The 24,892-nt window shown below is 73.0% G+C and carries 25 protein-coding genes; 13 read left to right on the top strand and 12 right to left on the bottom strand.

The window, feature by feature from the left end; all coding sequences use genetic code 11:
- The first annotated feature begins 113 nt into the window (after positions 1 to 113).
- The gene (gene metG / locus KV557_RS26490) at positions 114 to 1,847 is read left to right on the top strand and encodes a methionine--tRNA ligase (RefSeq protein ID WP_218204000.1); all 1,734 of its coding nucleotides are present in this window, start codon (positions 114 to 116) and stop codon (positions 1,845 to 1,847) included.
- 114 nt (positions 1,848 to 1,961) lie between these two features.
- Here metG and cutA read toward each other — a convergent pair whose 3' ends face one another.
- A complete protein-coding gene (cutA, locus tag KV557_RS26495) occupies positions 1,962 to 2,297 on the bottom strand; it encodes a divalent-cation tolerance protein CutA (RefSeq protein WP_218204001.1) in 336 nt (111 codons plus the stop codon).
- A gap of 141 nt (positions 2,298 to 2,438) precedes the next feature.
- Between cutA and KV557_RS26500 the strand changes: the two genes are divergently transcribed.
- Entirely contained in the window at positions 2,439 to 2,750 is a 312-nt protein-coding gene (locus tag KV557_RS26500; RefSeq protein WP_218204002.1) for an ArsR/SmtB family transcription factor, read from the top strand.
- Positions 2,751 to 2,792: 42 nt separating this feature from the next.
- On the opposite strand, the gene KV557_RS26505 is transcribed toward KV557_RS26500, so the two are convergent.
- Together KV557_RS26505 and KV557_RS43005 are read right to left on the bottom strand one after the other, a co-directional pair.
- The gene (locus KV557_RS26505) at positions 2,793 to 3,674 is read right to left on the bottom strand and encodes a class I SAM-dependent methyltransferase (protein ID WP_218204003.1); all 882 of its coding nucleotides are present in this window, start codon (positions 3,672 to 3,674) and stop codon (positions 2,793 to 2,795) included.
- A 200-nt stretch (positions 3,675 to 3,874) separates the two neighbouring features.
- Positions 3,875 to 4,801, bottom strand: a complete 927-nt coding sequence (locus tag KV557_RS43005) for a hypothetical protein (RefSeq protein ID WP_256177975.1) — start codon at positions 4,799 to 4,801, stop codon at positions 3,875 to 3,877.
- A gap of 157 nt (positions 4,802 to 4,958) precedes the next feature.
- Here KV557_RS43005 and KV557_RS26515 point away from each other — a divergent pair, with 157 nt between their 5' ends.
- Positions 4,959 to 6,014, top strand: coding sequence for an aldo/keto reductase (locus KV557_RS26515; RefSeq protein ID WP_218204004.1), 1,056 nt, complete (start codon positions 4,959 to 4,961; stop codon positions 6,012 to 6,014).
- 68 nt (positions 6,015 to 6,082) lie between these two features.
- On the opposite strand, the gene KV557_RS26520 is transcribed toward KV557_RS26515, so the two are convergent.
- On the bottom strand, positions 6,083 to 6,652 hold the full coding sequence (locus KV557_RS26520) for a GNAT family N-acetyltransferase (RefSeq protein ID WP_218204005.1): 570 nt from the start codon (positions 6,650 to 6,652) through the stop codon (positions 6,083 to 6,085).
- Positions 6,653 to 6,675: 23 nt separating this feature from the next.
- Positions 6,676 to 7,572 carry an NAD(P)-dependent oxidoreductase gene (locus tag KV557_RS26525; RefSeq protein ID WP_218204006.1) on the bottom strand — a complete coding sequence of 299 codons (897 nt, stop codon included), beginning with the start codon at positions 7,570 to 7,572 and terminating at the stop codon, positions 6,676 to 6,678.
- 96 nt (positions 7,573 to 7,668) lie between these two features.
- On the opposite strand from KV557_RS26525, the gene KV557_RS26530 reads away from it, so the two are divergent.
- The 3 genes from KV557_RS26530 to KV557_RS26540 are packed head-to-tail and all read left to right on the top strand — an operon-like array spanning position 7,669 to position 10,428.
- Positions 7,669 to 8,019 (top strand): winged helix-turn-helix transcriptional regulator, encoded by a 351-nt coding sequence (locus KV557_RS26530; RefSeq protein ID WP_218204007.1) that lies wholly within the window; start codon positions 7,669 to 7,671, stop codon positions 8,017 to 8,019.
- A 34-nt stretch (positions 8,020 to 8,053) separates the two neighbouring features.
- Positions 8,054 to 8,584: a GNAT family N-acetyltransferase gene (locus KV557_RS26535; RefSeq protein WP_218204008.1), complete on the top strand. Its 531-nt coding sequence runs from the start codon at positions 8,054 to 8,056 to the stop codon at positions 8,582 to 8,584.
- Positions 8,585 to 8,598: 14 nt separating this feature from the next.
- A complete protein-coding gene (locus tag KV557_RS26540) occupies positions 8,599 to 10,428 on the top strand; it encodes an NHL domain-containing thioredoxin family protein (protein WP_218204009.1) in 1,830 nt (609 codons plus the stop codon).
- Between the two features lie 69 nt (positions 10,429 to 10,497).
- On the opposite strand, the gene KV557_RS26545 is transcribed toward KV557_RS26540, so the two are convergent.
- Entirely contained in the window at positions 10,498 to 11,805 is a 1,308-nt protein-coding gene (locus tag KV557_RS26545; RefSeq protein ID WP_218204010.1) for a M18 family aminopeptidase, read from the bottom strand.
- A gap of 437 nt (positions 11,806 to 12,242) precedes the next feature.
- On the opposite strand from KV557_RS26545, the gene KV557_RS26550 reads away from it, so the two are divergent.
- From KV557_RS26550 to KV557_RS26560, 3 genes are read left to right on the top strand one after another with little or no spacing between them, the layout of a single operon-like run.
- The gene (locus KV557_RS26550; protein WP_218204011.1) at positions 12,243 to 13,772 is read left to right on the top strand and encodes a peptidoglycan-binding domain-containing protein; all 1,530 of its coding nucleotides are present in this window, start codon (positions 12,243 to 12,245) and stop codon (positions 13,770 to 13,772) included.
- Positions 13,769 to 14,497 (top strand): ABC transporter ATP-binding protein, encoded by a 729-nt coding sequence (locus tag KV557_RS26555; RefSeq protein WP_218204012.1) that lies wholly within the window; start codon positions 13,769 to 13,771, stop codon positions 14,495 to 14,497. The genes KV557_RS26550 and KV557_RS26555 overlap by 4 nt, the downstream gene beginning before the upstream one ends.
- Positions 14,494 to 15,744: an ABC transporter permease gene (locus KV557_RS26560; RefSeq protein WP_308130078.1), complete on the top strand. Its 1,251-nt coding sequence runs from the start codon at positions 14,494 to 14,496 to the stop codon at positions 15,742 to 15,744. The genes KV557_RS26555 and KV557_RS26560 overlap by 4 nt, the downstream gene beginning before the upstream one ends.
- A 102-nt stretch (positions 15,745 to 15,846) precedes the next feature.
- Here KV557_RS26560 and KV557_RS26565 read toward each other — a convergent pair whose 3' ends face one another.
- Positions 15,847 to 17,676 (bottom strand): acyl-CoA dehydrogenase, encoded by a 1,830-nt coding sequence (locus KV557_RS26565; RefSeq protein WP_218204013.1) that lies wholly within the window; start codon positions 17,674 to 17,676, stop codon positions 15,847 to 15,849.
- A gap of 214 nt (positions 17,677 to 17,890) precedes the next feature.
- Between KV557_RS26565 and KV557_RS26570 the strand changes: the two genes are divergently transcribed.
- Both KV557_RS26570 and KV557_RS26575 read left to right on the top strand, forming a co-directional pair.
- On the top strand, positions 17,891 to 18,394 hold the full coding sequence (locus tag KV557_RS26570) for an SseB family protein (RefSeq protein WP_374106673.1): 504 nt from the start codon (positions 17,891 to 17,893) through the stop codon (positions 18,392 to 18,394).
- A 190-nt stretch (positions 18,395 to 18,584) separates the two neighbouring features.
- Entirely contained in the window at positions 18,585 to 19,535 is a 951-nt protein-coding gene (locus KV557_RS26575; RefSeq protein WP_218204014.1) for a pirin family protein, read from the top strand.
- 39 nt (positions 19,536 to 19,574) lie between these two features.
- Here the strand turns inward: KV557_RS26575 and KV557_RS26580 are convergent, their stop codons facing one another.
- A complete protein-coding gene (locus KV557_RS26580) occupies positions 19,575 to 20,396 on the bottom strand; it encodes a protein phosphatase 2C domain-containing protein (protein WP_218204015.1) in 822 nt (273 codons plus the stop codon).
- Between the two features lie 214 nt (positions 20,397 to 20,610).
- Here KV557_RS26580 and KV557_RS43010 point away from each other — a divergent pair, with 214 nt between their 5' ends.
- Positions 20,611 to 20,733, top strand: a complete 123-nt coding sequence (locus KV557_RS43010; protein ID WP_256177976.1) for a hypothetical protein — start codon at positions 20,611 to 20,613, stop codon at positions 20,731 to 20,733.
- Here KV557_RS43010 and KV557_RS26585 read toward each other — a convergent pair whose 3' ends face one another.
- Entirely contained in the window at positions 20,734 to 21,348 is a 615-nt protein-coding gene (locus KV557_RS26585; RefSeq protein WP_218204016.1) for a TIGR03086 family metal-binding protein, read from the bottom strand.
- The gene (locus KV557_RS26590; RefSeq protein ID WP_218204017.1) at positions 21,348 to 22,211 is read right to left on the bottom strand and encodes an alpha/beta hydrolase; all 864 of its coding nucleotides are present in this window, start codon (positions 22,209 to 22,211) and stop codon (positions 21,348 to 21,350) included. The genes KV557_RS26585 and KV557_RS26590 overlap by 1 nt, the downstream gene beginning before the upstream one ends.
- A gap of 155 nt (positions 22,212 to 22,366) precedes the next feature.
- On the opposite strand from KV557_RS26590, the gene KV557_RS26595 reads away from it, so the two are divergent.
- Positions 22,367 to 23,008 (top strand): TetR/AcrR family transcriptional regulator, encoded by a 642-nt coding sequence (locus KV557_RS26595; RefSeq protein ID WP_218204018.1) that lies wholly within the window; start codon positions 22,367 to 22,369, stop codon positions 23,006 to 23,008.
- Between the two features lie 54 nt (positions 23,009 to 23,062).
- Here the strand turns inward: KV557_RS26595 and KV557_RS26600 are convergent, their stop codons facing one another.
- Both KV557_RS26600 and KV557_RS26605 read right to left on the bottom strand, forming a co-directional pair.
- Entirely contained in the window at positions 23,063 to 24,427 is a 1,365-nt protein-coding gene (locus tag KV557_RS26600) for an amidase (protein ID WP_218204019.1), read from the bottom strand.
- 33 nt (positions 24,428 to 24,460) lie between these two features.
- Positions 24,461 to 24,679, bottom strand: coding sequence for a hypothetical protein (locus tag KV557_RS26605; protein ID WP_308130079.1), 219 nt, complete (start codon positions 24,677 to 24,679; stop codon positions 24,461 to 24,463).
- Positions 24,680 to 24,892: the final 213 nt, after the last annotated feature.

The following is a 24,892-nucleotide window of genomic DNA, read 5'->3' on the forward strand; positions in this document are numbered from 1 at the left end:
CCCGGTCGGCGGCCTACCGGCGGCGGTAGGCTTTGGCCCTCACAGTGGACCCTGCGCCTGGCACGGTATCCCCGGGCGGGGTGCGCGTGCGGGAGAAATCGGAGCATCCCAGGATGGCTCGGCACCTGATCACCAGCGCCCTTCCGTACATCAACGGGATCAAGCACCTGGGCAACATGGTCGGGTCCATGCTCCCGGCGGACGTCTACTCCCGCTATCTGCGCCAGCGCGGCCACGAGGTGCTCTTCATCTGCGCGACGGACGAGCACGGCACCCCCGCCGAGCTGGCCGCGCAGGAGGCCGGGCTGCCGGTGGCCGAGTTCTGCACGCGGGCGCACGAGGCGCAGAAGGCGGTGTACGACGGGTTCGGGCTCTCGTTCGACTTCTTCGGCCGCAGTTCGTCCCCGCAGAACCGGGAGATCACCCAGGAGATCGCCCGCGAACTCCAGCGGAACGGCTTCATCGAGGAGCGCGCGATCCGCCAGGTGTACTCCAACGCCGACGGCCGCTTCCTGCCGGACCGGTACATCGTCGGCACCTGCCCGCACTGCGGCTACGACAAGGCGCGCGGCGACCAGTGCGAGAACTGCACCCGGGTGCTGGACCCGACCGACCTGCTGGAGCCGCGCTCGGCGATCAGCGGCAGCGCCGACCTGGAGGTGCGGGAGACCAAGCACCTGTTCCTGCTCCAGTCGAAGCTCACCGAGGAGGTCGAGGAGTGGATCTCCGCCCACGGCGACGACTGGCCGGTGCTCGCCTCCTCGATCGCCCGCAAGTGGCTCACCGAGGGCCTGCAGGACCGCTCGATCACCCGTGACCTCGAATGGGGCGTCCCGGTGCCGGCCGACGTGTGGCCGGAGCTGGCGGCCGCGGGCAAGGTGTTCTACGTCTGGTTCGACGCGCCGATCGAGTACATCGGCGCCACCAAGGAGTGGGCGGACGCGGCCCCGGCCGGGCAGCTGCGGGACTGGAAGTCCTGGTGGTACGAGGCCGACGCGACCGTGCGCTACACCGAGTTCATGGCGAAGGACAACGTCCCGTTCCACACGGTGATGTTCCCGGCGACGATCCTCGGCTCGCGCCGGCCGTGGAAGAAGGTCGACTACGTCAAGGCCTTCAACTGGCTGACGTACTACGGCGGGAAGTTCTCCACCAGCCAGAAGCGCGGCATCTTCACGGACGTCGCGCTGGAGCTGCTGCCGGCCGACTACTGGCGCTACTTCCTGATGGCGCACGCTCCCGAGTCGGACGACTCCAGCTTCACGTGGGACCTGTTCGCCGGCGTCGTCAACAAGGACCTCGCCGACACCCTCGGCAACTTCGTCAACCGGGTGCTGTCCTTCAGCCGCAAGCGCTTCGGCGACCACGTCCCGGGCGGGCACGCGCCCGGCGAGGCGGAGCAGCGGCTGGGAGCGCAGATCGCCGACCTGCTGGCCGAGTACGAGGCCCAGCTGGACGCGCTCAACTTCCGCAAGGCCGCGCAGAGTCTGCGCGCGCTGTGGAGCGCGGGCAACGCGTACCTGGACGAGAAGGCGCCGTGGCTCCAGGTGAAGACCGACCCGGAGGCGGCGGCGCTGACCCTGCGCACGGCGATGAACCTGATCCACCTGTACGCGGTGGTGTCGGAGCCGTTCATCCCGACGGCCGCGGCGGCGATGCGCGGGGCGTTCGCGTCGGCCGACGACGCCCCGGCGGCGTCCCGGCGGTGGGTGAGCGCCGCGGAGGCACGGGCGCTGGACCTGGTCCCGGCCGGGACGGCGTTCACGGTGCCGCCGGTGCTGTTCGCGAAGATCACGGACGAGGACCTGGCCGCCTGGACGGTCCGTTTCGGCGGCGAGTCGGCGTAGCGCGGGGACTTGGGCGTGTCTGACAATTCCCGCCTGGCGCACGGAAGTTGTCGGACACGCCCTGGGCGCAGCGGGAAGGCGGAGGCCGTCGGGTGAACCCGGCGTCCTCCGGCGTCAGTTGGGGGCGGCCGTCTCGGCGGTGACCCAGGCCAGGTAGCCGGGGCTGCCCGCGACCACCGGGACGGCGATCACCTCGGGCATCTCGTACGAGTGCCGGTCGGCGAGGAACGCGCTCAGCCGGTCGGCGAGTTCGGCCCGGGTCTTGAGGTCGATCCGCCACTCCTCGGCGTCCTGGACCTCCCCCTCCCACCAGTACACGGACCGGACGGGATACACCTGCGCACACGCGGCCAGCCGCTCGCGGACGGCGGCGGACGCCAGGACGCTGGCCTGGACCTCGGTCTCGTGGGTGGTCGTCACCACGACGAACCCGTGCTCGTTGGCTGCCATACCGGCGACGGTACCCGCCCGTCGGGATCTGACGCCGCGTCCGACGACCCTTGCAGCTCATATTCGCTCGAACCGGACGCCGGCAAGGCCCCCCACGCTCGGGCTCTGCCGCAGCAGCGGCCCGCCGGTACGCTTCCTGCCATGGATGCCGACCTCGTCACCGCGTTGCGCGCACTCGCGAACCCGATGCGTCTGCAACTGCTGGTGTGGTTGCGCGAGCCCGAACGCCACTTCCCGCTGGACGAGGCCATCGCCGACCCGTACGAGGTCGGCATCTGCGTCAGCCACCTCCAGGCCAAGGCCGGCCTCGCCCAGTCGACCGTCTCCGCCTACATGGCCGAACTCCAGCGCGCCGGACTCGTCCGCGCCACCCGGATCGGCAAGTGGACCCACTACCGCCGCGACGAGGCCCGCATCGCCGACCTCGTCGGCACCCTCGGCCGCACGCTCTGAACCCCGGGTGCCACCGGCGTCCCGGCGGCACCCGAGGAGCACTCAGGCGGGGAGGGCCCGGGCGGTGTGGACGGTCATGGCGGACAGGAAGAACGCGTCCTGTCGGTGGAGGATGCCGGTGGGGGCGTGCTCGTCGAGGAGGGCGGCGAGGGTGGTCGCGTCCTCGGGGTCGAGATGGTCGGCGAGCTGGTCCCGCAGGCGGCTGAGTTGGGCGTGGAGGTGCTCGCGGGCGGGGCGGGCCAGCGGGGCCGGGTGGTCGACCAGGAAGGTGCGGGTGCCGGACGGGGTCAGGCCGGCCCGGCCGAGCATGGCCGTCCAGTCCTCCACCTCCTCGGTGGCGCCCGGGAGTTCGGCCCGCATCGTGCTGAAGCCGTCCTCGTGGGCCGCGTCGAGCCGGGCCTGGAAGCCGGGCCGGCCGAGGCCGAAGTCGCGCGGGAGGTAGCGCAGCGGCAGTCCGCGCTCCGCGACGGCGAGCAGGCCGCCGGGCCGCAGGCGGCCGGCCAGCGCAGTGAGGGCGGTCTGCTGGTCGCCGAGGTGGTGGATGGCGTTCGCGGACCAGATCAGGTCGGCCTCGCCCAGCTTGCCGAACTCATCGGGCAGGTCGGCCTGTTGGACGTTCAGCCGCCCGCCGGACCGGGTCCGGGCGCGCTCCAGCAGGGCCGCCGACTGGTCGACGGCAACCACCTCGGCGTCCGGGAAGACCTCGGCGAGCAGCCCGGCGATGACGCCCGGCCCGCTGCCGACGTCGAGCACCCGCCGGGCCTCGCCCCCGCCCGGCAGGTCGCGCAGCCACTGCGCGGCCGCGGTGACGGCGGGGGCGCGCAGTTCGGCCTCCCGTTCCAGGTGGGCGGCGAGGGCGTCCCAGTCGAAGTCGGCGGCAGGGACGTGGCCGTGGCCGTGGTGGTGGTGCTGGTGCTCGGACATGCAAGGTCTCCGATCGTGGGGACGGGACGGCGTGACGGAACGGCGTACGGGAGGGAGCTTCCCCGCTCAGCTCCGAGGGCTTCGTGTTCGTCTCGCTCATGGCGGTCACACTCCACCGCCAGGCTGCGACCACCGCTACTGGAACGGCAAGCTTTGTTGCTGTTTCCGCAAACTGCTTCCCCGGGCCCACACACCAGGGCTCACCCGCCCGTCCGTCGCCAGTACGAGCGGGCGGCCACCGCCAGGGCCACGCCGTACACCGCGAACGCGCCGATGCCGATCCAGGCCACCAGCATCGCGTCCGTCGGGCTCGCGAACTCGCCCTTCCGGAGCGAGAACACGCCGACGGTGCACAGCATCAGGTAGCCGAGCCCGACCACCCCGTACGGCGCCAGCGTGCCCGCGCCCAGCAGGGCGGGGACGAGCGGCAGCCAGCGCGGGACGCGACGGCCGCTCAGCGGCAGGGTCCACCGCGGGAAGACCTGCCCCCACGGGCGCACGAGACCCCAGAGCAGGAACACCCCGAGCGCGGCCAGCAGCGCGGTGCCGTCGATCCCCCAGGACTCCAGGGTGAGCCAGAGCCCGGAGGCGCCGTTGCGCTCGTTCCCGGCCCGCATCTCCGCGCCGCTCGCCCCGGCGAACGTGCCGCCGAACGCCCAGGTCAGCTTCATCGCCGCGTACGGGATGAAGGCCAAGGTCCCTGCAATGGCCGCGAGTTGCACCGAATCGGGAGCGGCAGAGGCACCGACCGCCCGGACCGCATCAGGGCGCCGGACCCGGGCCGTCGCGACCAGCAGGACGGTACCCGCGGCCGCCAGCGCGCGCAGCACCGCGTTCGGCACGTTGTCCACGCCCTCGCCGAACAGCAGCGTGACCACGTCCATGAGCAGGCTGAACGCCGTCGCCGCCGCCAGCCCCGCGAGCCCCCACAGCACCGGCCGCAGCCCCGGCACCGGCCACCCCCGGGCCACCGCCACCCCGGCCGGCACCGCAGCCGCCCCCACCCCGGCGACCACCCACCCCAGCCAGGAGACACCGAACAGCGCCGTCCCGCTCATCGCGCAGCCCGCCCCGAACCCGGCATGGACGACTCCCCAGCCGGCCACTCCCCATCCGCTTCTCGTCATACCTCCAGGCTCGCCCGCACACCCTCGCCCCGGCCTCCGCCGCCGTGACGAACCCGCTCCCCCTGCCGGGGGATCCCGGCCCTTGCGCTGGAGTGCACTCCAACTCCTAGCCTCTGAGCCGTCAGACGGACCACCCACCACCAGGGGGAGCACGACCATGCGCTACCGCGTCCTCGGCGGCACCGGCATCGAAGTGAGCGCCTACTGCCTCGGCACCATGATGTTCGGCGCGATCGGCAACCCCGACCACGACGACTGCATCCGGATCATCCACACCGCCCTCGACCGGGGCATCAACTTCGTGGACACCGCCGACATGTACTCGGCCGGCGAGTCCGAGGAGATCGTCGGCAAGGCGCTCGCCGCCCGCGGCGACCGGGACGAGATCGTGCTGGCCACCAAGGTGCACTTCCCGATGGGCGAGGGCCGCAACCGGGGCGGCAACTCGCGACGCTGGATCGTCCGGGAGGTCGAGGAGAGCCTGCGGCGGCTGCAGACCGACCGGATCGACCTCTACCAGGTGCACCGGCCGGACCACACCACCGACATCGAGGAGACCCTCTCCACCCTCGACGACCTCGTCCGGGCCGGCAAGATCCGCGCCTTCGGCTGCTCCACCTTCCCCGCCGAGCAGATCGTCGAGGCGCACCACGTCGCCGAACGCCGCGGCCTGCCGCGCTTCCGCACCGAGCAGCCGCCGTACTCGCTGCTCGCCCGCGGCATCGAGGCGAACGTGCTGCCCGTCGTCCAGCAGCTCGGCATGGGCGCGCTGACCTGGAGCCCGCTCGCCTCCGGCTTCCTCACCGGCCGCTACCGCAAGGGCCGTCCGATCGACCTCACCGCCGGCCGCGCCGCCATCAACCCGGCCCGCTTCGACCCGGAGCTGGCGCTCACCGCCACCAAGCTGGAGGCCGTCGAGGCCTTCACCGCGCTCGCCGAGGAGCTCGGCCGCACGCTCCCCGAGCTGGCCGTCGCCTTCCCGCCGGCCCACCCGGCCGTCACCTCGGTGATCCTCGGCCCGCGCACGATGGAGCAGCTCGAAGCGGCGCTCAAGGGCGCCGACCTCGTCCTCGACGACGCCACCCTCGACCGCATCGACGCCATCGTCCCGCCCGGCACCAACGTGTACCAGCCCGACGGCGTCTGGCAGCCCCCGGCGCTCACCACCCCCGCCCTCCGCCGCCGGCCCGCCTCGGACCGTTCCGCGAGCTGACGGCTCGGCGAGCTGACGCCAAAGCGACGCCTGCGGGGAGCCACCAGCGGCTCCCCGCAGGCCAGTTACTACTCCCTCGGTGCGGCGAAGCACTGCACCACGACGCTGCGGCCCCCGCTCCACTGCTGGTCCACACTGCCCAGCCACGTCCAGCCGAGGCGCCGGTAGCAGGCCACCGCCCCCGTGTCGGTGGCTAGCACGTCGAGGACGGGATGCAGGCCGAGGGCCCGCGCGTGCGTCAGCGCGTTCGCCATCAGGCGCGCGCCGATGCCGTGGCCGCGCGCGGCGGGGGCGACGTAGAGCCGGCTGATCACGGCGGTCAGTTCCGGCCGCGCCCCGGTGCGGCGGCTCCACAGAAGGGGAGCGACGTCTCCGGGCGTGCTGCGCGCGAGGCCGATGTGCCCGGCGGGGCGGCCGTCCAGCTCGGCCACCCAGGCGGCGAGGAGGCCGTCGGGCGTGAGCCAGTCGGCGGGCCGGTCGGGCCAGTCGGTGGGGTAGCCGTCGGCGGTGTGGACGTCGTCGAGCAGCCGGACGCAGTCGGCGAGGTCGGTCACGCGGCGCCGGCGGACGGACACCCCTGCCCCGGCCTGCCGTGAACCGGACGCGACGACGTTGGCGCGTTCTTCAAGGTCAGCCATGCCGGTACGTTACCGGCCGGGCCTCACCGACGCAGCAGGTCGACGACGCCGGTCAGGTCCTCGTCCCCGCCGCCGATCGCGAGGCGGCGCTCCATCAACCGAAAGTACGGCGCGAGCAGTTCGTCGCTCACCCCCTGCTCCTCGGCCGTGCGCAGCAGCGTCTGCCGGCCCGCCACCTGCATCGCCAGGTTCGACACCACGTCCTTGGTGTAGTCCCCGCTCTCCAGCTGCTCGGCGGTCTTCGCGATGGACCCGCTCATCGCGGTGACCCAACTCCCCAGCAGCGGAGCCAGATCGCCCGGCGCGACCGCCTCCTCGCGGATCAGCGCGAACGCGTGCGCGACCCCGGCGAACATCCCGTACATCGCGCTGAGCAGCGCCACGTCGTGCAGCGCCGCGTACCCGGCGTCCGCGCCGACGTAGCGGGCGCCGGCCGGGACGGCAAGGACCGCCCGGTGCTCGTCGAACAGATCGGCCGAGCCGCTGTAGAACACGTACGGCCCGGCGGCCGGGACGCCGATCATCGGCGGGACGGCCATGATCCCGCCGTCCAGGTAGCGGGCGCCGCGTTCTGCGGCCCAGGCGGCGCGGGCACGGGCCTGGGCGGGGGTGCCGGTGACGAGGTTGACGACGTCCTTGCCCGCGAGGTCGGCGCCGGCGAGCGTCTCCTCGACGGACGCGTCGTCGAGGAGGCAGACGACCACCAGACGGTTGGCCGCGACGGCCTCGGCGGCGACGGCGGCAACGGCCGCGCCTTCGGCGGCGAACGCGTCGGCGCGGGCGGGGGTACGGTTCCAGACGGTCAGCGGGTGCCCGGCGGCGAGCCAGGTCCGGGCGAGGGCGGCGCCCATCGCGCCGAGGCCGAGGAGTGTGACGGGGGTCTTCTCAACTGCGGTCTTCTCAACTGCGTGCTGTGCCATGCCGATCAGCCTCGTCCGGGCCCCGCGGACGATCAAGTACGCACTTCGAAGTGGGTGGTTACCCTGGGGTGAGCGACGAGGTCGGGAGGGGTGGCGATGGCGACCGTGCCGAGGCCGGGGGCGTACGTCTGCGGGATCGACGCCGCGATGGCCGTGATCGGCGGCAAGTGGAAGGTGCTGATCCTGTGGGCGCTGGGCGAGCGCCCGGGCTGCCGGTTCGGCGAGCTGCGCCGGCTGGTGCCGGGGATCACCGAGAAGGTGCTGGCCGCCCACCTGCGCGAACTGGAGGCGGACGGCATCGTGCACCGCGAGGCCTTCGACGAGGTGCCGCCCCGGGTGGAGTACACGCTGACGGAGGCGGGGGCGCAGCTCAACGCGGCGCTGGCCCCGCTCGGCGCGTGGGGGCGGGAGCACGTCCTGGGCGGGACGGCCCCGCACCCCGTGTAGCAGCGGTCGTCGGTCGTGGGCGTTGAATACGCCCATGCGCCCCGACACCTCCGCGATCGTCCCCGCCGAACGCCTCGACCTCGTCCCGATCGGGCCCGAGCACGCCGAGGAGATGGCCGCCGCCCTCGCCGACCCCGCCCTGCACGCCTTCATCGGTGGCACCCCGGCCACCGCCGAAGCGCTGCACACCCGCTACACCCGGCTCGCCGCCGGCTCCCCGGGCCCTGCCGAGGCCTGGGGCAACTGGGCGCTGCGGCTGCGCGCCGACGGCCGCCTGGCCGGCTACGTCCAGGCCACGATCCGCCCGGAGGCCGCCGAGCTGGCCTGGGTGGTCGGCACGCCGTGGCAGGGCCGCGGCCTGGCCGTCGAGGCCGCCCGCGCCCTGCTCGGCCACCTCACCGCCGCCGGGGTCACCATCGTGACGGCCCACATCCACCCCGACCACCACGCCTCGGCCGCCGTCGCCCGCGCCCTCGGCCTCGCCCCCACCGACGAACAGCAGGACGGCGAAACCCGCTGGCACGCGCGCATCGACGCACCCCGGAATGCCTCCCCCACCCGATGAGGTTGGATACAGGCATGGCATCTCGTGCACGTGTACGCGCCCCCGAGCTGGTCGGCGCAGGCGGCTGGCTGAACACCGGCGGCAAGGAGCTCACCCTCGCCGACTTCCGGGGCAAGATCACCGTCCTGGACTTCTGGACCTTCTGCTGCATCAACTGCCTGCACGTCCTCGACGAGCTGCGCGAGCTGGAGGAGAAGCACCGCGACACCGTGGTGATCGTCGGCGTGCACTCCCCCAAGTTCGTGCACGAGGCCGACCACCAGGCCGTCGTGGACGCCGTCGCCCGGTACGAGGTGCACCACCCGGTGCTGGACGACCCGGCGCTGGCCACCTGGAAGCAGTACGCGGTGCGCGCCTGGCCGACGCTGGTGGTGATCGACCCCGAGGGCTACGTGGTCGCCCAGCACGCGGGCGAGGGGCACGCGCACGCGATCGCCCGGCTGGTCGAGGAGCTGGAGGCGGAGCACGCCGCCAAGGGCACGCTGCGCCGCGGCGACGGCCCGTACGTGGCGCCGGAGCCGACCGCCGGGGACCTCAAGTTCCCCGGCAAGGCGGTCCGCCTCGCGAACGGCCACTTCCTGGTCGCCGACTCCGGCCACCACTCGCTGGTCGAACTGGCCGAGGACGGCGAGACGGTGGTCCGCCGGATCGGCGACGGGCAGCGCGGCCTGGTGGACGGCACCAGCCCCCGGTTCAGCGAGCCGCAGGGCCTCGCGCTGCTGCCCGAGGGCCACGACCACGACGTGATCGTCGCCGACACCGTCAACCACGCGCTGCGCGGCGTCCGGCTGGCCGACGGCAGCGTCACCACCCTGGCCGGCACCGGCCGCCAGTGGTGGCAGGGCTCGGCCACCGAGGGCCCGGCCCGCGAAGTGGACCTCTCCTCGCCGTGGGACGTCGCCTGGTTCGACGGCGCGGTGTGGATCGCCATGGCCGGCGTGCACCAGCTGTGGGCGTACGACCCGGCGGCCGGCACGGTCGGCGTCGCGGCCGGCACCACCAACGAGGGCCTGGTGGACGGTCCGGCCGGCGAGGCCTGGTTCGCCCAGCCGTCCGGCCTGGCGGTCTCGGCGGACGGTGAGCGGCTCTGGGTCGCCGACTCGGAGACCTCCGCGCTGCGTTGGCTCAGTCGATCAGAAGGGGCACGTGAAACGAAGACGGTCCACACCGCCGTCGGCACCGGCCTGTTCGACTTCGGCCACCGCGACGGCGCGGCCGGGCAGGCGCTGCTCCAGCACCCGCTGGGCGTCACCGTGCTGCCGGACGGCTCGGTGGCCGTCAGCGACACCTACAACCACGCGCTGCGCCGCTTCGACCCGGCGAGCGGCGAGGTCACCACGCTGGCCACCGACCTGCGCGAGCCCTCCGGGGCCGTCCTGGTGGACGGCGACATCGTGGTGGTCGAGTCGGCCCGGCACCGGCTGACCAGGCTACGGCTGCCCGAGGAGGCCGTACGGGTCGAGTCGGTCGCGCACCGCACCCAGCGGGCGGCCACCGAGGTCGCGCCGGGCGCGCTCCGGCTGGACGTGGTGTTCTCCGCGCCGAGCGGCCAGAAGCTGGACGAGCGGTACGGCCCGTCCACCCGGCTGCTGGTCAGCGCCACCCCGCCCGAGCTGCTGGTCTCCGGCGCGGGCGCGGACACCGACCTCTCCCGCGAGCTGGTCCTGTCCGACGGGATCGCCGAGGGCGTGCTGCACGTCTCGGCGATGGCCGCGTCCTGCGACGACGACCCGGAGATCGAGTTCCCGGCCTGCCACGTGCACCAGCAGGACTGGGGCGTGCCGGTGAAGCTGGTCGCCGGCGGCGCCGACCGGCTGCCGCTGGTGCTCGCCGGCATGGAGTAGCCGAACGCCAGGGGCCCGGCGCAACGATCGTCCGCCGGGCCCCTGTCCGTCTTCTCGCTCAGCCCGTGCCTAGCCCTCCAGGAAGGCCTTGATCGCGCTGGCCAGCAGGTACGGGTCGGCCGCGCCGCACAGCTCGCGCGCCGAGTGCATGGACAGCGCCGCGATGCCGCAGTCCACCGTCTTGATGCCGAGGCGGGCCGCGGTGATCGGGCCGATCGTCGTCCCGCAGGGCATGGCGTTGTTGGAGACGAAGGTCTGCCACGGCACGCCGGCCTTCTCGCAGGCCGCCGCGAACACCGCCCGGCCGACGCCGTCGGTCGCGTAGCGGTTGTTGACGTTCACCTTGAGGATCGGCCCGCCGTTCGGCAGCGGGTGGTGGCCCGGCTCGTGCCGCTCGGTGTAGTTCGGGTGGACGGCGTGGCCCATGTCCGAAGAGAGGCAGACGGTGCCGGCCAGCGCCCGGGCGCGGTCCTCGGGGGTGCCGCCGCGCGCGTAGACGGTGCGGTCCAGCACGTTGCCCAGCAGCGGGCTCTGTGCGCCGGTGTCCGACTCGCTGCCGGTCTCCTCGTGGTCGAAGGCCGCCATCACCGGGATGTACGGCAGCCCGGCGCCGCCCGCCGAGGCGACGGCGGCCAGCGCGGCGGTGGCCGCGTGCACGGACAGCAGGTTGTCCAGGCGCGGGCCGGCCAGCAGCTCGCGGTCCCGGCCCAGGTAGGAGGCGGGCTGGACGTCGTGCGTCATGAGGTCCCAGCCGACCACCTCGGCCGGCTCCAGCCCGGCGCGCTGGGCGACGTACGCGATCAGCGACCCCTCGTCGACCGGGCCGAGGCCCCAGATCGGCGTGAGGTGGCGCTGCTTGTCGAGCTTCATGCCGTCGTTGACCTGGCGGTCCAGGTGGATCGCCAGCTGCGGCACCCGCAGCAGCGGCTCGTCCAGCTGCACCAGCCGCCAGCTGCCGTCCTTCAGCGTCAGCCGCCCGGACAGGCCGAGGTCCCGGTCGAGCCAGGTGTTCAGCGGCACCCCGCCGTAGATCTCCACCGCGACCTGCCGCCACCCCGCCGACCCGGTGTCCGGCAGCGGCTTGACCCGCAGGTTCGGCGAGTCGGTGTGCGTCCCGACCACCCGGAACGGCGTCTCCGGGCCGGCCCCCTCGGGCAGGTACCACGCGATCAGCGCGCCGCCCCGGATGACATAGCGCCCCCCGGCCGCCGCGTCCCACGCGTCCGTCTCGGCGACCTGCCGGAACCCCGCCTTCTCCAACCGCTCGGCGGCACTCGCGACCGCGTGGTACGGAGACGGCGAGGTGCCGAGGAACGCGATCAGATCATCGGTGTGTGTCCGGTCGAAGAACGCCTGTCGGGCGGCGGCGGGCGACATACTGCTCCTGAGTCGATGGAGGGCCGAAGCCGGATGGGGGTCGGCTTCGCACCTTGAGCATATGCCCGTACACGGACAGGGCACCCGCAACCTCGCAACGGATGCAGAACGAGGACACAACCGTGAAGTGACGCTGCCTCGCAGCCCGTTCACCCAGAGATCTGCCCTGGTCGCGGACGGTCATCCGGCCCCCTCGCACCCCGGCACCGGTTCACCGGCCCGTTCAAAACTTCCGGCAAAAGTTCCTGTTCCCCCGACCCTTCGCACGCAAGGATCAATCCCGTACGAGCCATCGCGCACACCTCCCCCACCGCACCTCCACCACAGGGAAGTTGAGAGGAGAAATCCGTCGGTGCACCGATCCATGTCCGGCTACCTCCGCCCGGCAGCCGGGTGATAACACTCTTGGAAGTGAAGTCTCCGGGGAGAGAGCCAAGTTGACGACGACGAGCACGGCCGACGACGTGACCGCCGCACCGCCCACCCGGTCGCGGGGTGTGCGACGGAGGCGGGTGCTGGTGGGGGTGGCGCTGGCCGCGGGTTTGGTGGCGGTCGGGGGGCTGGGGGCGGCGACGTGGGTGAAGTCGCCGGCGGAGCGGGCGGCGCAGGCGGCGGCGCCGCCGAACAGTCTGATCACCGCGCCCGTGGTGAGCCGGGTGTTGACGAAGTCGGTGGTGGCGCGGGCGGTGGTGTATCCGCCTGCGCAGTACAACGTGGTGCCGGCCGCGGCGTCGCCGGATGTCACCCAGCTGTTCGTGTCGAAGCTGGGGGTGAGGACGGGGGACACGGTCGCGGCCGGGGAGTTACTGGCCGAGGTGTCCGGTCAGCCGTTGTTCGCGCTCCCGGGTCCGGTGCCCGCGTACCGGGACATCAAGCCGGGCAGCACCGGCCCGGACGTCTCCGAGCTCCAGGACGCGCTGGAGGGGTTGGGGTACTCGGTCGGGGACGACGACAAGGGGGTGTTCGGCCGGGGGACGGCGCAAGCGGTGACGGCGTTCTACCGCAAGCTCGGCTACCCGGTGCCGACCACCGGCGCCACCACCCAGCAGGCCGTGGACACGGCGCAGAAGGCGGTGGACGCGGACAAGCAGACGGTGGACAGCCTCACCGCGCAGAAGAAGGCCGGCGCGACGCAGCCCCCGACCCAACCCGGCGCACCGACCGCCCCCGCGCAACCACCCGCCCCGGCCGGCGACATCGACCAACAACTCGCCGTCGCCAAGAAGCAGTTGGCCACCGACCAGGCCGCCCTTGCGAAGGCCCGGGCGGTGAACGGCCCGATGGTGCCCGCCGCCCACGTGGTGTTCCTGCCGGCGCTCCCCGCCGCCGTCACCGCCGTCAACGGCTCCGTGGGCTCGCCCGCCTCCGGCACCCTGGTGTCGCTGACCAGCGGCGGCCTGAACATCACCGGCCAACTGACGCCCAGCCAGGCCGCGGGCGTGAAGCCGGGCATGGCCGTCGAGATCCTGGCCGAGGACACCAACACCACCATCGCCGGCACCGTCGCCGAGGTCGGCGCCCCGACCACCGCACCCCCGGCCGGCAAGGTGATCACCCTCGGCGGCGCAGCAGCCGCAGGCGCGGCGGCCGCAGGCAACGGCGGAGGTCCCGGCGCCCAGCCCGGCGGCGGAGGAGCCCCTGCCGGGCCGCCCAACAACGGCCCTGGCGCGACGAGTTACGTCCCCGTGGCGATCACCCCGAGCACCCCACTGCCGGCCGCCCTGAACGGCAAGAACGTCCGGCTCACCGTGCTGAAGGACAAGGCGAGCGCCCCCGTCACCGCCGTCCCGGTCGCGGCCGTCTCGACCAACGCGGCCGGCCAGACCTCCGTCACCACGGTGGACGCGGCCGGCAACCGGACCACCGTCCCGGTCACCACCGGCGTCTCCGCCGACGGCATGGTGGCCGTCACCCCGGCGGCGGGCGCCGAACTGCGGCCCGGCGACCAGGTGGTGGTCGGCAAGTGACCACGGAACCACCCGGGACGCCCCCGGTCATCGCCCTCGCCGGCGTGGGCCGCACCCATCCCGGCCGCCCGCCCGTGGTCGCGCTGCACCCGTCCGACCTGACCGTCCACCACGGCGAGTACCTGGCCGTCACCGGCCCGTCCGGCTCCGGCAAGTCCACCCTGCTGCACCTGCTCGGCCTGCTCGACACCCCCACCACCGGCCGCTACGAGCTGGACGGCATCGACACCGGCAGCCTGCGCGACAGGGACCGCTCGACGCTGCGCGGGCGCCGGATCGGCTTCGTCTTCCAGTCCTTCCACCTGCTGCCGCACCGCACCGCGGAGGAGAACGTCGTCCTCGCCCAGCTCTACAACCGCACCCCGCCCCGCACCCGCCGCACCGCCGCCCTGGAGGCGCTGCGCCTGGTCGGCCTCGGCCACCGCACGGACGCGCTGCCCGGCACCATGTCCGGCGGCGAGCGCCAGCGGGTGGCGATCGCCCGCGCCCTGGTGAACCGGCCGAGCCTGCTGCTGTGCGACGAGCCGACCGGCAACCTGGACTCGGCCAGCGCGGAGGCGGTGCTGGACCGGTTCGACGCGCTGCACGCGCAGGGCTTCACCCTGGTGGTGATCACCCACGACCCGGCCGTCGCCGCCCGCGCCGAGCGCCGGGTGGCCATCCGCGACGGCGTGCTGAGCGAGGCCGAGGCCGAGGTCCGGACGGCCGAGGGGCCAGCCCGGTGAGCCGCCGTTCCGTGCTCCCCGAGCCGTCCTCCCGCCTCGGCCTGCGCGACCTCCTCTCCGAGGCGCTCTCCGGCGTCCTGCAACGCCCCGGCCGATCCGTGCTGACCATGCTGGGCACCGTCCTGGGCATCGGCGCGTTCGTCGCCGTGCTCGGCCTGACCGCAACGGCCTCCGGCCAGATCGGCGAGCAGTTCAGCCTGACCAGGGCCACCACGGTCGACGTGACCGACCGCCCGCGCACCGACGGCGTCGCCCCGGGCGCCAACCCGCCGAGCAACTTCCCCGAGGACACCGACCGCCGCCTCGCCGCGATCGACGGCGTCCGGGCCGGCGGCGTCTGGTGGCCGGTCCCGGGCGCCCCGGTGATCACCGCCCGCCCGAACGGCCCGAACGAGGGCACCGGCCTGTCCGTGCTGGCCGCCACCCCGGGCGCGGTCGCCGCGATGGAGCCGACCCTGGCGGCCGGGGTCACCATGGACGCGTTCGTCCAGCGGACCGCGCAGCCGGTGGTGCTGCTGAGCGAGGCCGCCGCCGGACGCCTCGGGGTGAGCCGCCTGGACGCCCAGCCCGCGGTCTTCCTCGACAACGTCCCGTACACGGTGATCGGGATCTACTCGGACGTCCGGCGCCGGCCGGGCGCCCTGCTCGGCCTGGTGATCCCGGCCAGTACGGCGCTGGAACGGTACGGCAACCCGGCCCCACAGCCGGACCGCGGCGCGCAGGGCCTGGTGGCGACGAGGGTGGGCGCCGCCTCGGTGGTGGCCGCGCAGATCCCGCTCGCCCTGCGGCCGGACGCGCCGGACGCGTTCACCGTCGTCCCGCCGCCGGACCCGCACAGCCTGCAGGACGGGGTGACCTCCGACCTGACCGGCCTGTTCCTGGCGCTGGCCGGGATCTGCCTGCTGGTCGGCGCGGTCGGCATCGCCAACACGACGCTGGTGGCCGTGCTGGAGCGGACCGAGGAGATCGGCCTGCGGCGCTCGCTGGGCGCCCGCACCGGCCACATCGCGGCCCAGTTCCTGACCGAGTCGACCGCGCTGGGCACCCTCGGCGGCCTGATCGGCACCAGCCTCGGCGTGGTGACGGTGGTCGCGGTGGCCGCCGCCCGCGACTGGACCGCCGTCCTCCAGCCGGCCGCCACCCTCCCCGCCCCGCTGATCGGGACGGTGGTGGGCCTGCTGGCCGGGCTCTATCCGGCCCTCCGGGCAGCCCGCACGGATCCGCTGAAGGCCCTGCGCAGCGCGTAGAGCCGGCGCCCGGAGACAGCGAGCAACACCGAAGGGCCCGGCGTTGGAGCCGGGCCCTTCGGTGTGAGGGTGGTGTCAGGCGGCCAGAAGGGGGTGCGGGCCTTAGAAGGCCTCCTCCGCCAGGTCCATGATCTCGTTGTCCATGCCCTCGGCGATCAGGCGCTGCGGGGCGACGGTCGGCAGGATGTTCTTGGCGAAGAAGCGGGCCGCCGCGACCTTGCCCTGGTAGAACGGGACGTCCTTCTCCGAGGCACCGGCCTCCAGCTTGGCCAGGGCCACCGCGGCCTGGCGCAGCAGCAGCCAGCCGACGACGACGTCGCCGGAGACGAGCAGCAGGCGGGTGGTGTTCAGGCCCACCTTGTACATGTTCTTGACGTCCTGCTCGACCGACGAGAGGTCGGCCAGCAGCTTGCCGACGATGGCCTCCAGGTCGCCGGCGGCCTTGGCGAGCAGCTCGCGCTCGGCGGCCAGGGCGTCGCCGCCCTCGGCCGAGCCGAGGAACTTCTGGATCTGCTCGGACAGCGCGGTGAGCGCCTGGCCGCCGTCCTTGACGATCTTGCGGAAGAAGAAGTCCTGGCCCTGGATCGCGGTGGTGCCCTCGTAGAGGGTGTCGATCTTGGCGTCCCGGATGTACTGCTCGATCGGGTACTCCTGCAGGTAGCCGGAGCCACCGAAGGTCTGCAGGGACTGGGCGAGCTGCTCGTAGGACTTCTCCGAGCCGTAGCCCTTGACGATCGGCAGGAGCAGGTCGTTCAGGCGCTCGGCGGCCTCGTCGCGCTCGCCGCGCAGCTTGGCGGCCAGCATGTCGTCCTGGACGGACGCGGTGAACAGGACCAGCGCGCGCATGCCCTCGGCGTAGGCCTTCTGGGTGAGCAGCGAGCGGCGCACGTCGGGGTGGTGGGTGATGGTGACGCGCGGGGCGGTCTTGTCCAGGAACTGCGAGATGTCCGCGCCCTGCACGCGCTCCTTGGCGTACTCCAGGGCGTTCAGGTAGCCGGTGGAGAGGGTGGCGATGGCCTTCGTGCCGACCATCATGCGGGCGAACTCGATGATCTTGAACATCTGGCGGATGCCGTCGACGGTCTCGCCGAGCAGCCAGCCCTTGGCCGGGTGCTTGGCACCGAAGGTCATCTCGCAGGTGTTCGAGGCCTTGAGGCCCATCTTGTGCTCGACGTTGGTGGCGTAGACGCCGTTGCGCTCGCCGAGCTCGCCGGTCTCCCAGTCGAAGTCGAACTTCGGGACGATGAAGAGGCCGAGACCCTTGGTGCCGGGCTTGCCGCCCTCGGGGCGGGCCAGGACCATGTGGATGATGTTCTCGGACATGTCGTGCTCGCCCGAGGTGATGAAGCGCTTCACACCCTCGATGTGCCAGGAGCCGTCCTCCTGCTTGATCGCCTTGGTGCGGCCGGCGCCCACGTCGGAGCCCGCGTCGGGCTCGGTGAGGACCATGGTGGAGCCCCAGAGGCGGTCGGTCATCCGCTTGGCGACCTCCAGCTGCTCCGGGGTGCCCTCATCGGCGATGACGCCGGCGAAGGCCGGGCCGGAGGAGTACATCCAGATGGCCGGGTTGGAACCCAGGACCTGCTCGGCGTAGGCCCAGATCAGCGAGGACGGGGTGACCTGGCCGCCGATCTCCTCCGGGATGCCCAGACGCCACCACTCGGCGTCCATGTAGGTCTGGTAGCTCTTCTTGAAGGTGGCCGGGATCGGCGCGGTGTTGGTCTCGGGGTCGAAGACCGGCGGGTTGCGGTCGGTGTCGGTGAAGGACGCGGCGAGGTCGTTCTCGGCCAGGCGCGAGATCTCGCTGAGGATGTTCTTCGCGGTCTCGACGTCCATGTCCGCGAACGGTCCGGTGCCGTAGACCTGCTCGCGGCCGAACACCTCGAAGAGGTTGAACTCCACGTCCCGCAGGTTGGACTTGTAGTGACCCATGGCCGTTTTCTCCGGTTCGTCGCTTCCGGGAGACCGCCGCGTTCGGGCGTCCCGTACCCACCAGTAGGCATCATGATGCTACCCAGCGGTAACTTGGGCAAGCCCCCGGCAGTGAATCCGCTATGAACGTGGTCACGTCCCACAAGGCGGGACAACCACTCCTTGTCAGGATCGGCGCCAGCACGGGCGGGTGCGCTCCCGCTAGCCTGTCCGTGTGTACGGATATGACCAGAACGCATACCCGGGCGACCCCTACCAGCAGCAGGCGGGTCCGCAGCCGGGCATGAACGGCATGCCCGGCGCCGACGCCTACGGCGCGCAGTCGCAGGCGAACCAGCAGTCGCTCTACCCGGAGCCCTCCCCGCCGTCCCTGGCGGACGCCGTCCGGGCGTTCACCACCGGGTCGATGGCGGTCGAGGACTTCCAGGCGATCTTCATCACCTCCAAGGTGCACTGCCCGCGCGGCGACCGCCCCGGCTTCCTCGCGCTGCACAACACCCCCACCCCGGTGATCCCGATGTTCAGCTCGCTGAAGGAGCTGCGCCGCTATGCCGGCAAGGACTCCAAGCACTTCACCGTCACCGGCGCGGAGGTCCTGGACCTGCTGCCGACCGGCTACGGCTTCGCGCTGGACATGGAGGGCGAGCACCGGATGGTGTTCGACGCCAAGGCGGTCGAGCAGATGGTCGACTTCACCATGCGCCGCATGTATGGCTGACGTCCGCTTCGCGGCCGCCCACAGCCATTGCTTCGCAGACGGCTGACCGCCAACCCCCGGCCGACCCACCCCGAGAAGAGAAGCCCCCGGCTTCTCCATCACCACATGGTTCAACTTTCAACTTGCTACTTGTTGAGAGTTGAACTATTCTCGTGGACGTAGGCCAGAGGAACCCCCGAAGGAGGCCGACATGCCCGCCGTGACCGTCGACAACCCGCTGACCCTGCCGCGCGTCGCCACCCCCGACCCCGCCGTCACGAGCAACCGACCGGTCCTCACCGTGGTCACCGCGCCCGAGGGCTTCGAGGGCGAGGGCTTCCCGGTCCGCCGCGCCTTCGCCAAGATCAACACCAAGTACCTCGACCCGTTCATCATGATGGACCAGATGGGCGAGGTGGAGTACGCCGCCGGCGAGCCCAAGGGCACGCCCTGGCACCCGCACCGCGGCTTCGAGACGGTCACCTACCTGATCGACGGCGAGTTCATCCACAAGGACTCGCACGGCGGCGGCGGCCACCTCGGCGGCGGCGACACCCAGTGGATGACGGCCGGCTCGGGCATCCTGCACATCGAGACCCCGCCGGAGTCGCTGGTCCTGACCGGCGGCCTGTTCCACGGCATCCAGCTCTGGGTCAACCTCCCGGGGGCCGACAAGATGACCGCCCCGCGCTACCAGGACATCCACGGCGGGCACGTCAAGCTGCTCTCCACCCCGGACGGCGGGGCGATCCTGCGGCTGATCGCGGGCGAGCTGGACGGCCACCGGGGCCCGGGCGTCACCCACACCCCGATCACCCTGCTGCACGCCAGCATCACCCCGGGCGCGCAGGTCACCCTGCCGTGGCGGCCGGACTTCAACGCGCTCGCGTACGTCCTCAACGGCGACGGCACGGTCGGCGCCGAGCGCCGGCCGATCCGCACCGGGCAGGCGGCGGTGTTCGGCGAGGGCGACACGATCACCGTCTCCGCCGACGCCAGGCAGGACTCCCGGCACCCCAACCTGGACGTGATCATCCTGGGCGGGCAGCCGATCCGGGAGCCGGTCGCCTGGTACGGGCCGTTCGTGATGAACAGCCACCGCGAGCTCGAACAGGCCATGCGGGACTTCCAGGACGGCCGGTTCGGCCACCCGATCGACTGACCTGCCCCTGCCCGACGACGCCTCGGCCGACTGCCGCAGCTACAGCAGCGCGTAGACGGCCGAGGCGTCGTCGTGCGCCTTGCCGCGCGGCCAGCGCTCGCAGGCGGCGTCCGCCCGCTCGACCTCGCGGACCTGGGCGATCAGCTCGCCCGGCCCCGACTCGGCGAGCAGCCGCAGGGCGTCCGCCCAACTGCCCAGGCCGAAGCGCTCGGTGAAGCGCGAGGCGCCGTCGGTGAGGGCGGCCAGCGCGTGCAGACGGTCCAGCCGGACGAAGCCGGTCTCGGCGTGCTCGGCGGCGCGCGGGCTGGCAGCGGCGATCCACGGGCCGCTGCCGGTGTTGCGGGCGGCCCGGACGGCCAGCGCGTACTCCAGGTGCAGCGCGGCCCGCTCGGTGGAGCCGGGCACGGTCGCCCATATCTGCCGGCGCAGCCCCTCGCCGCCGGGGAAGCGCTGGTTGTCGCCGATCACCTTCGGCGGGCCGTCCTTGAACTCCAGCACCAGCAGCGAGTCGCCGAGCACCAGGTACTCCAGCGACTCGCCGTGCCGTCGGGCGGCGACGACCATCGCGGCGGGCGTGTTCGGGTGGGCGAGGTCGCACCGGCCGCCGTGCAGGGCGGCCGTCTCGACGATGGCGTCGGCCAGGCACTCGGCGATCGCACGGTCCGCCCGGTCGGTGAGCCGGGCGAGCAGGTGCACGCCCAGCCGGCGGACGTACCAGGCGGTCCCGTGCCGGCACCCGGATTCCAGGCCGGCCGGCGAGCTCGCACCGTCCAGCAGTACCAGCGCCTCCGGCGAGGCCGCCGCGAAGTCCTCGCTCTCGCGGCCGGGCCGCCGTGCTTCCCCTGCGAGCTGTAGCTGCATCCCGACAGTGTGGCCGCCTCCCCCGGCCCGCGCCCAGACCCCTGCGCGGGTGTGGCGCGGGCCGTTGCCCTCGGGGCGGTGGCCGCCCGGTGGCAGCCGGGGTGAATCGGCCATACCGTCGGATACCGAGTGGACAATTCGGCCAATCGGGGCCGGTCGGGTTTGGGATCACCTTCGGGTGGCCGGGCGTCCCTGGACTGACGAGGAGCGCGACATGTTCTGGCAGTTCATCGTGGTGCTGGCCGCCGCGCTCGGCTTCCCGGCCGCCGCACTGTTCTTCCTGATCGGCGGGCCGCGCTTCCCCGACGAGCAACGCGACCGAATCAGTACCGACTGATCAGTTCTGCGGTGTCCAGGCCGGGTCGCGGCCCAGCAGGGCGAGCGCGCGGTCGAACGACCCGTAGGCATCGCCCTGCGGACGGCGCTCGCGGAACGCGCGCTCCGGCCCCCGGTTCCCCGGCCCGGCCGGCACCAGCTCGGACACCGTCAGCAGCGCCTCCGCCAGCACCGGGTCACCGTCCACGGCTGCCGCGATACCCGACGGCGAGCCCAGGGCGGCCGCGACGTCCCAGCCGTGCACCAGGGTGTCGACCAGCTGGAAGCCCACCGCCATGTGCAGCGGGAACGGGCCGCCGTCCCGGATCTCGGGCAGCCACAGCTTGCGGTCCGCCGCCTCGGCCTCGACGAAGGCGGCCTTCAGATCATCCGCCGTGCGCCGGAAGGCACCTGGCGGGTCGTCATCGATCGGTGCGTCCGCCCAGAGGGCCAGATCCGGCCCGGCCCCGCGCGCGGCAGCGGCGAAGCCCTGATGCTGGCCGACGATGTGCCCCATCAGCCGGCGCAACGTCCAGTCGCCGCACGGCGTCGCCAGCTCCAGGTGCTCCGGGCGGACGGTGTCGACCACCTCGGCGGCCAAGTCCACCGAGCGGGCGTAAAGCTCTGTCAGCTCCATCAGGTCACGATCTCCCGGCCGGCGGCCACGAAGCCGACGACATTGTCGAGGACGGTGGGTTCGGTGACGATCCGGCGGTGGCCCAGCCCCCGGGTGACCAGCAGGTCGAGCCGGTCGCCGTACGCGGCCTTCAGCCGGTGGGCGTGGTCCAGGCCGACCACGTCGTCGTTCTCATCGTGCACCACGAGGATCCGCACGTCGATCTCCTGTGGCCGGTGGGCGGCGTCGAAGTGCTGCCACGGGTTCTCGGTGCCGGCGAAGAGGTCGTGCTCGATGCGGTGCCGCAAGTCCCGTTCGACGGCGGCGTTCAGCCCGAGCCCGGCGCAGAACGCCCGTGGCAGGTAGGTGAATTCGCTCACCCCGGCGAGGGAGACCAGCCGCTCGGCCCGGACGCCCTCGCGCAGCGCGAGGAACGCCCCCAGCACGCCCAGCGAGTGGGCCACGATCGCTTCGAAGTTGCCGTACCGGAGCTGGAGTTGGCGCGCGATCTCACGGTACTCCAGTACCGTGGTGGCCCGGCCGCCGGAGGCGCCGTGGCCGGGGGCGTCGAAGGCGACCGGGGTCAGGCCGAGCGCGCGCAGCCTGAGCACGTAGCCGGCGAAGCGCGAGGCGCGGGAGCGCCAGCCGTGCATCAGCAGCACCGGGCGGGCGCCGTCGCCCCAGCGGTAGACCTGCACCCGCTTGCCGTTCACGGTGAGTTCGTCGACGGCGGCCTGCCGGTGGATCTCGCGTTCGTCCGGGCGCAGGGCGCTGCGGCGCAGCGGGTGCCGCCACAGCTCGAAGGCGGCGCGCCCGGCCGCCCGGGGCGCGAGGTGCGAGGTGGAGTTGAGGGCGGTGCGTACCAGTGCGAGGGCCGGGTCCATGCGGTCTCCCTGTCGGTGCGGACGGGTGTGCCGGGCCGTGCTCGGCAGATATTAGCACGACCGTTCGTGCAGTTTTCTGCTCAGTCCTCGGCCTCCGGGGCTACCCTGACCGGACACACCGTGACGGTGCCGACGACGAGAGCTGAGGTGGACGGGTGGCCGGGTCGACCACGGACGGACGGGTCCTGCGCGGCGAGGAGACCCGCCGGGCGGTGCTGCGCCGAGCCGTCGAGATCGCCTCCGTCGAAGGCCTCGACGCGCTCTCGATCGGCCGCCTCGCCACCGACCTCGGGCTCAGCAAGAGCGGGGTGTTCGCCGGCTTCGGCTCCAAGGAGGAGCTCCAGCTCGCCACCGTCCGCGCCGCCCGCCGGATCTTCGCCGACGCCGTGGTCGCCCCCGTCGCCGACACCCCGCCCGGCCTCGCCCGGGCCCGCGCGCTCTGCGAGAGCTGGCTGGCCTACTCACGCGCCCGGGTCTTCCCCGGCGGCTGCTTCTTCTTCGAGGTCAACGCCGAGTTCGACGCCCGCCCGGGCGCCGTCCGGGACGCCCTCGCCGCCTGCGCCCGGGAGTGGCACGGCCTGGTGCAGGACGCCCTCGCCGAGGCCCGCGCCGCAGGCAGCCTGCGTCCCGACACCGACCCGGCCGACCTCGCGTTCACCCTGATCGCGGTGCTGGAACTGGCCAACTCCCAGGCCGTCCTCTACGACGAGGCCACCCCGTACGACCGGGCCGGGCGCACCCTGCTGCGCCTCCTGCGCGCCGAGGCCGCCGACCCGTCCGACCCCGCGCTCGGCTGAACCGGCCCACAGCCGATCGGACTCAAAGCCGATCGGACTCAAAGCCGATCGGGCTCAGGGCTGCGCCAACACCCGTTCCAGGACGGTGGCCAGGCCCAGCAGCGACTCGTCGCCGCCCGGCTCGCCGACCACCTGGAGGCCGAGCGGCAGGCCGTCCGCGGTCCGCCCGGCCGGCAGGCTGATCGCCGGGTAACCGAGGTAGCTCCACGGAGCCGACATCGCGGAGTCACCGGTGCTGTGCAGCCCCTGCGGGGCTCCGCCGGTGGCGGACGGGACCAGCCAGGCGTACACCCCGCACTCGCGCATCATCTCGGTGATCTGCGTGCGGTGGTGCTCACGAATCCGCAGCGCCGCCGTCCGGTCCTCCCCGGCGATGCTCTGACCGTGCCGGATGCCGGCCACCGTCTCCGGCCGGTAGAGGCCGCCGAAGCGCGCGAACCAGTCGGCGTGACTGCGTGCGAGTTCGAAACGGTTGATCGTCTGCAGCGGGCGGGTGATCTCCTCCACGTCGTCGGACAGCGGGAACAGCCGGTCCATCGTCAGCCCCGCCGCGGCAAGGCGCGCCACCTGCTCCTCGAAGACGTCGATCGCCTCCGGCCCGGCACCGGCCCGTTCCAGGTACGTCCGGGTCGGCACCCCGAGCAGGATGTTCCTGAACTCGGCCCGCCTGACGGGCCGGGCGGCGCTCTCGACCCACCGACCGTCCCAGTCGTCGCAGAGCAGCGAGGCCGCCAGCACCGCACCCGCCGCGTCGGCGGTGAACACGCCCAAGGTGTCGAGGCTCGGCGCGTTCGGGATCACCCCGGCCATCGGGATCCGCCCGTACGTCGGCCGGAAGCCCACCACCCCGCAGTACGCGGCGGGCCGGATCACCGAGCCGACCGTCTGGGTGCCCACCGCCAGCGGCACCAGCCCGGCCGCGACCGCCGCCGCCGAACCGCTGCTCGACCCGCCGGGCGTGTGCCCGGGGTGGTGCGGATTGCGGGTCGGGCCGGGCGCGCTGGCGGCGAACTCGGCGGTCACCGTCTTGCCCGCGACCAGCGCCCCGGCCGCCCGCAGCCGGTCCACCACGACGGCCTGCGGCCCGGCCAGCACGCCCGGCGGCAGCGCCGAGCCGGCGTGCGTGGGCAGCCCGTCCACGTGGATGATGTCCTTGATTCCCACCGCCACCCCGTACAACGGCGGCCGGTCCGCCGGCTCCCACCCCCGCTGTCCGGAGTACCTTGCGGCCAGCGCTCGGGCCTCGGCGTGCAGCCGGTCGTGCCGACCGGGCTCGGGGACGAAGGCGTGGATCAGCGGGTCGACATGCCCGATCCGGGCGCACAGCCGGTCGACGTACTCGGGCAGCGGCGGCTCACCGGACCGCAGTTCGGCGGCCTCGCGGGTCAACGACCGGGGCCGGACGAGAGATTCCTCCATGCCGATCACGGTAGACCGCCGCCGGACCCGGTGTTACTGGTGCTCGGCAGCCAGGTACGGCGTCTCGCGCAGGTAGTACGCCCCGCAGGTGTGGCAGCAGAGTTCGGGCGTCTTCCCCCAGTCCACCGCATCCCGGACCGGCGCCCCCGCGTCCAGCTCCCGGCCGCACATCGCGACGTCCTCGGCGCCCCGGACCATGTGCCACAGCCGTACCCCGTCCGACGGGCCACCCGCGCCGTACTCGGCTCGCATCTGGTGCATCATGCCCCCATCGTCCGACCGCCCCTCCGCCCCGGCAACCGGTGGCCCGCGGGCGGGCTCGGAGAGGCCTCGTTCGAGGGCGATCAAATGACGCCGCCCCCTGGCCGAAATCCGGCCACCGCGGAGCTGTAGGGTGCGCGGGCGCGACTGCCGCCGGCGGCTCCGCCGTCGCCTCAAGTCGCCCTAAAACAGACAGAATTCACC

The organism is Kitasatospora aureofaciens (assembly GCF_019192735.1).
Classification (GTDB): domain Bacteria; phylum Actinomycetota; class Actinomycetes; order Streptomycetales; family Streptomycetaceae; genus Kitasatospora; species Kitasatospora aureofaciens_A.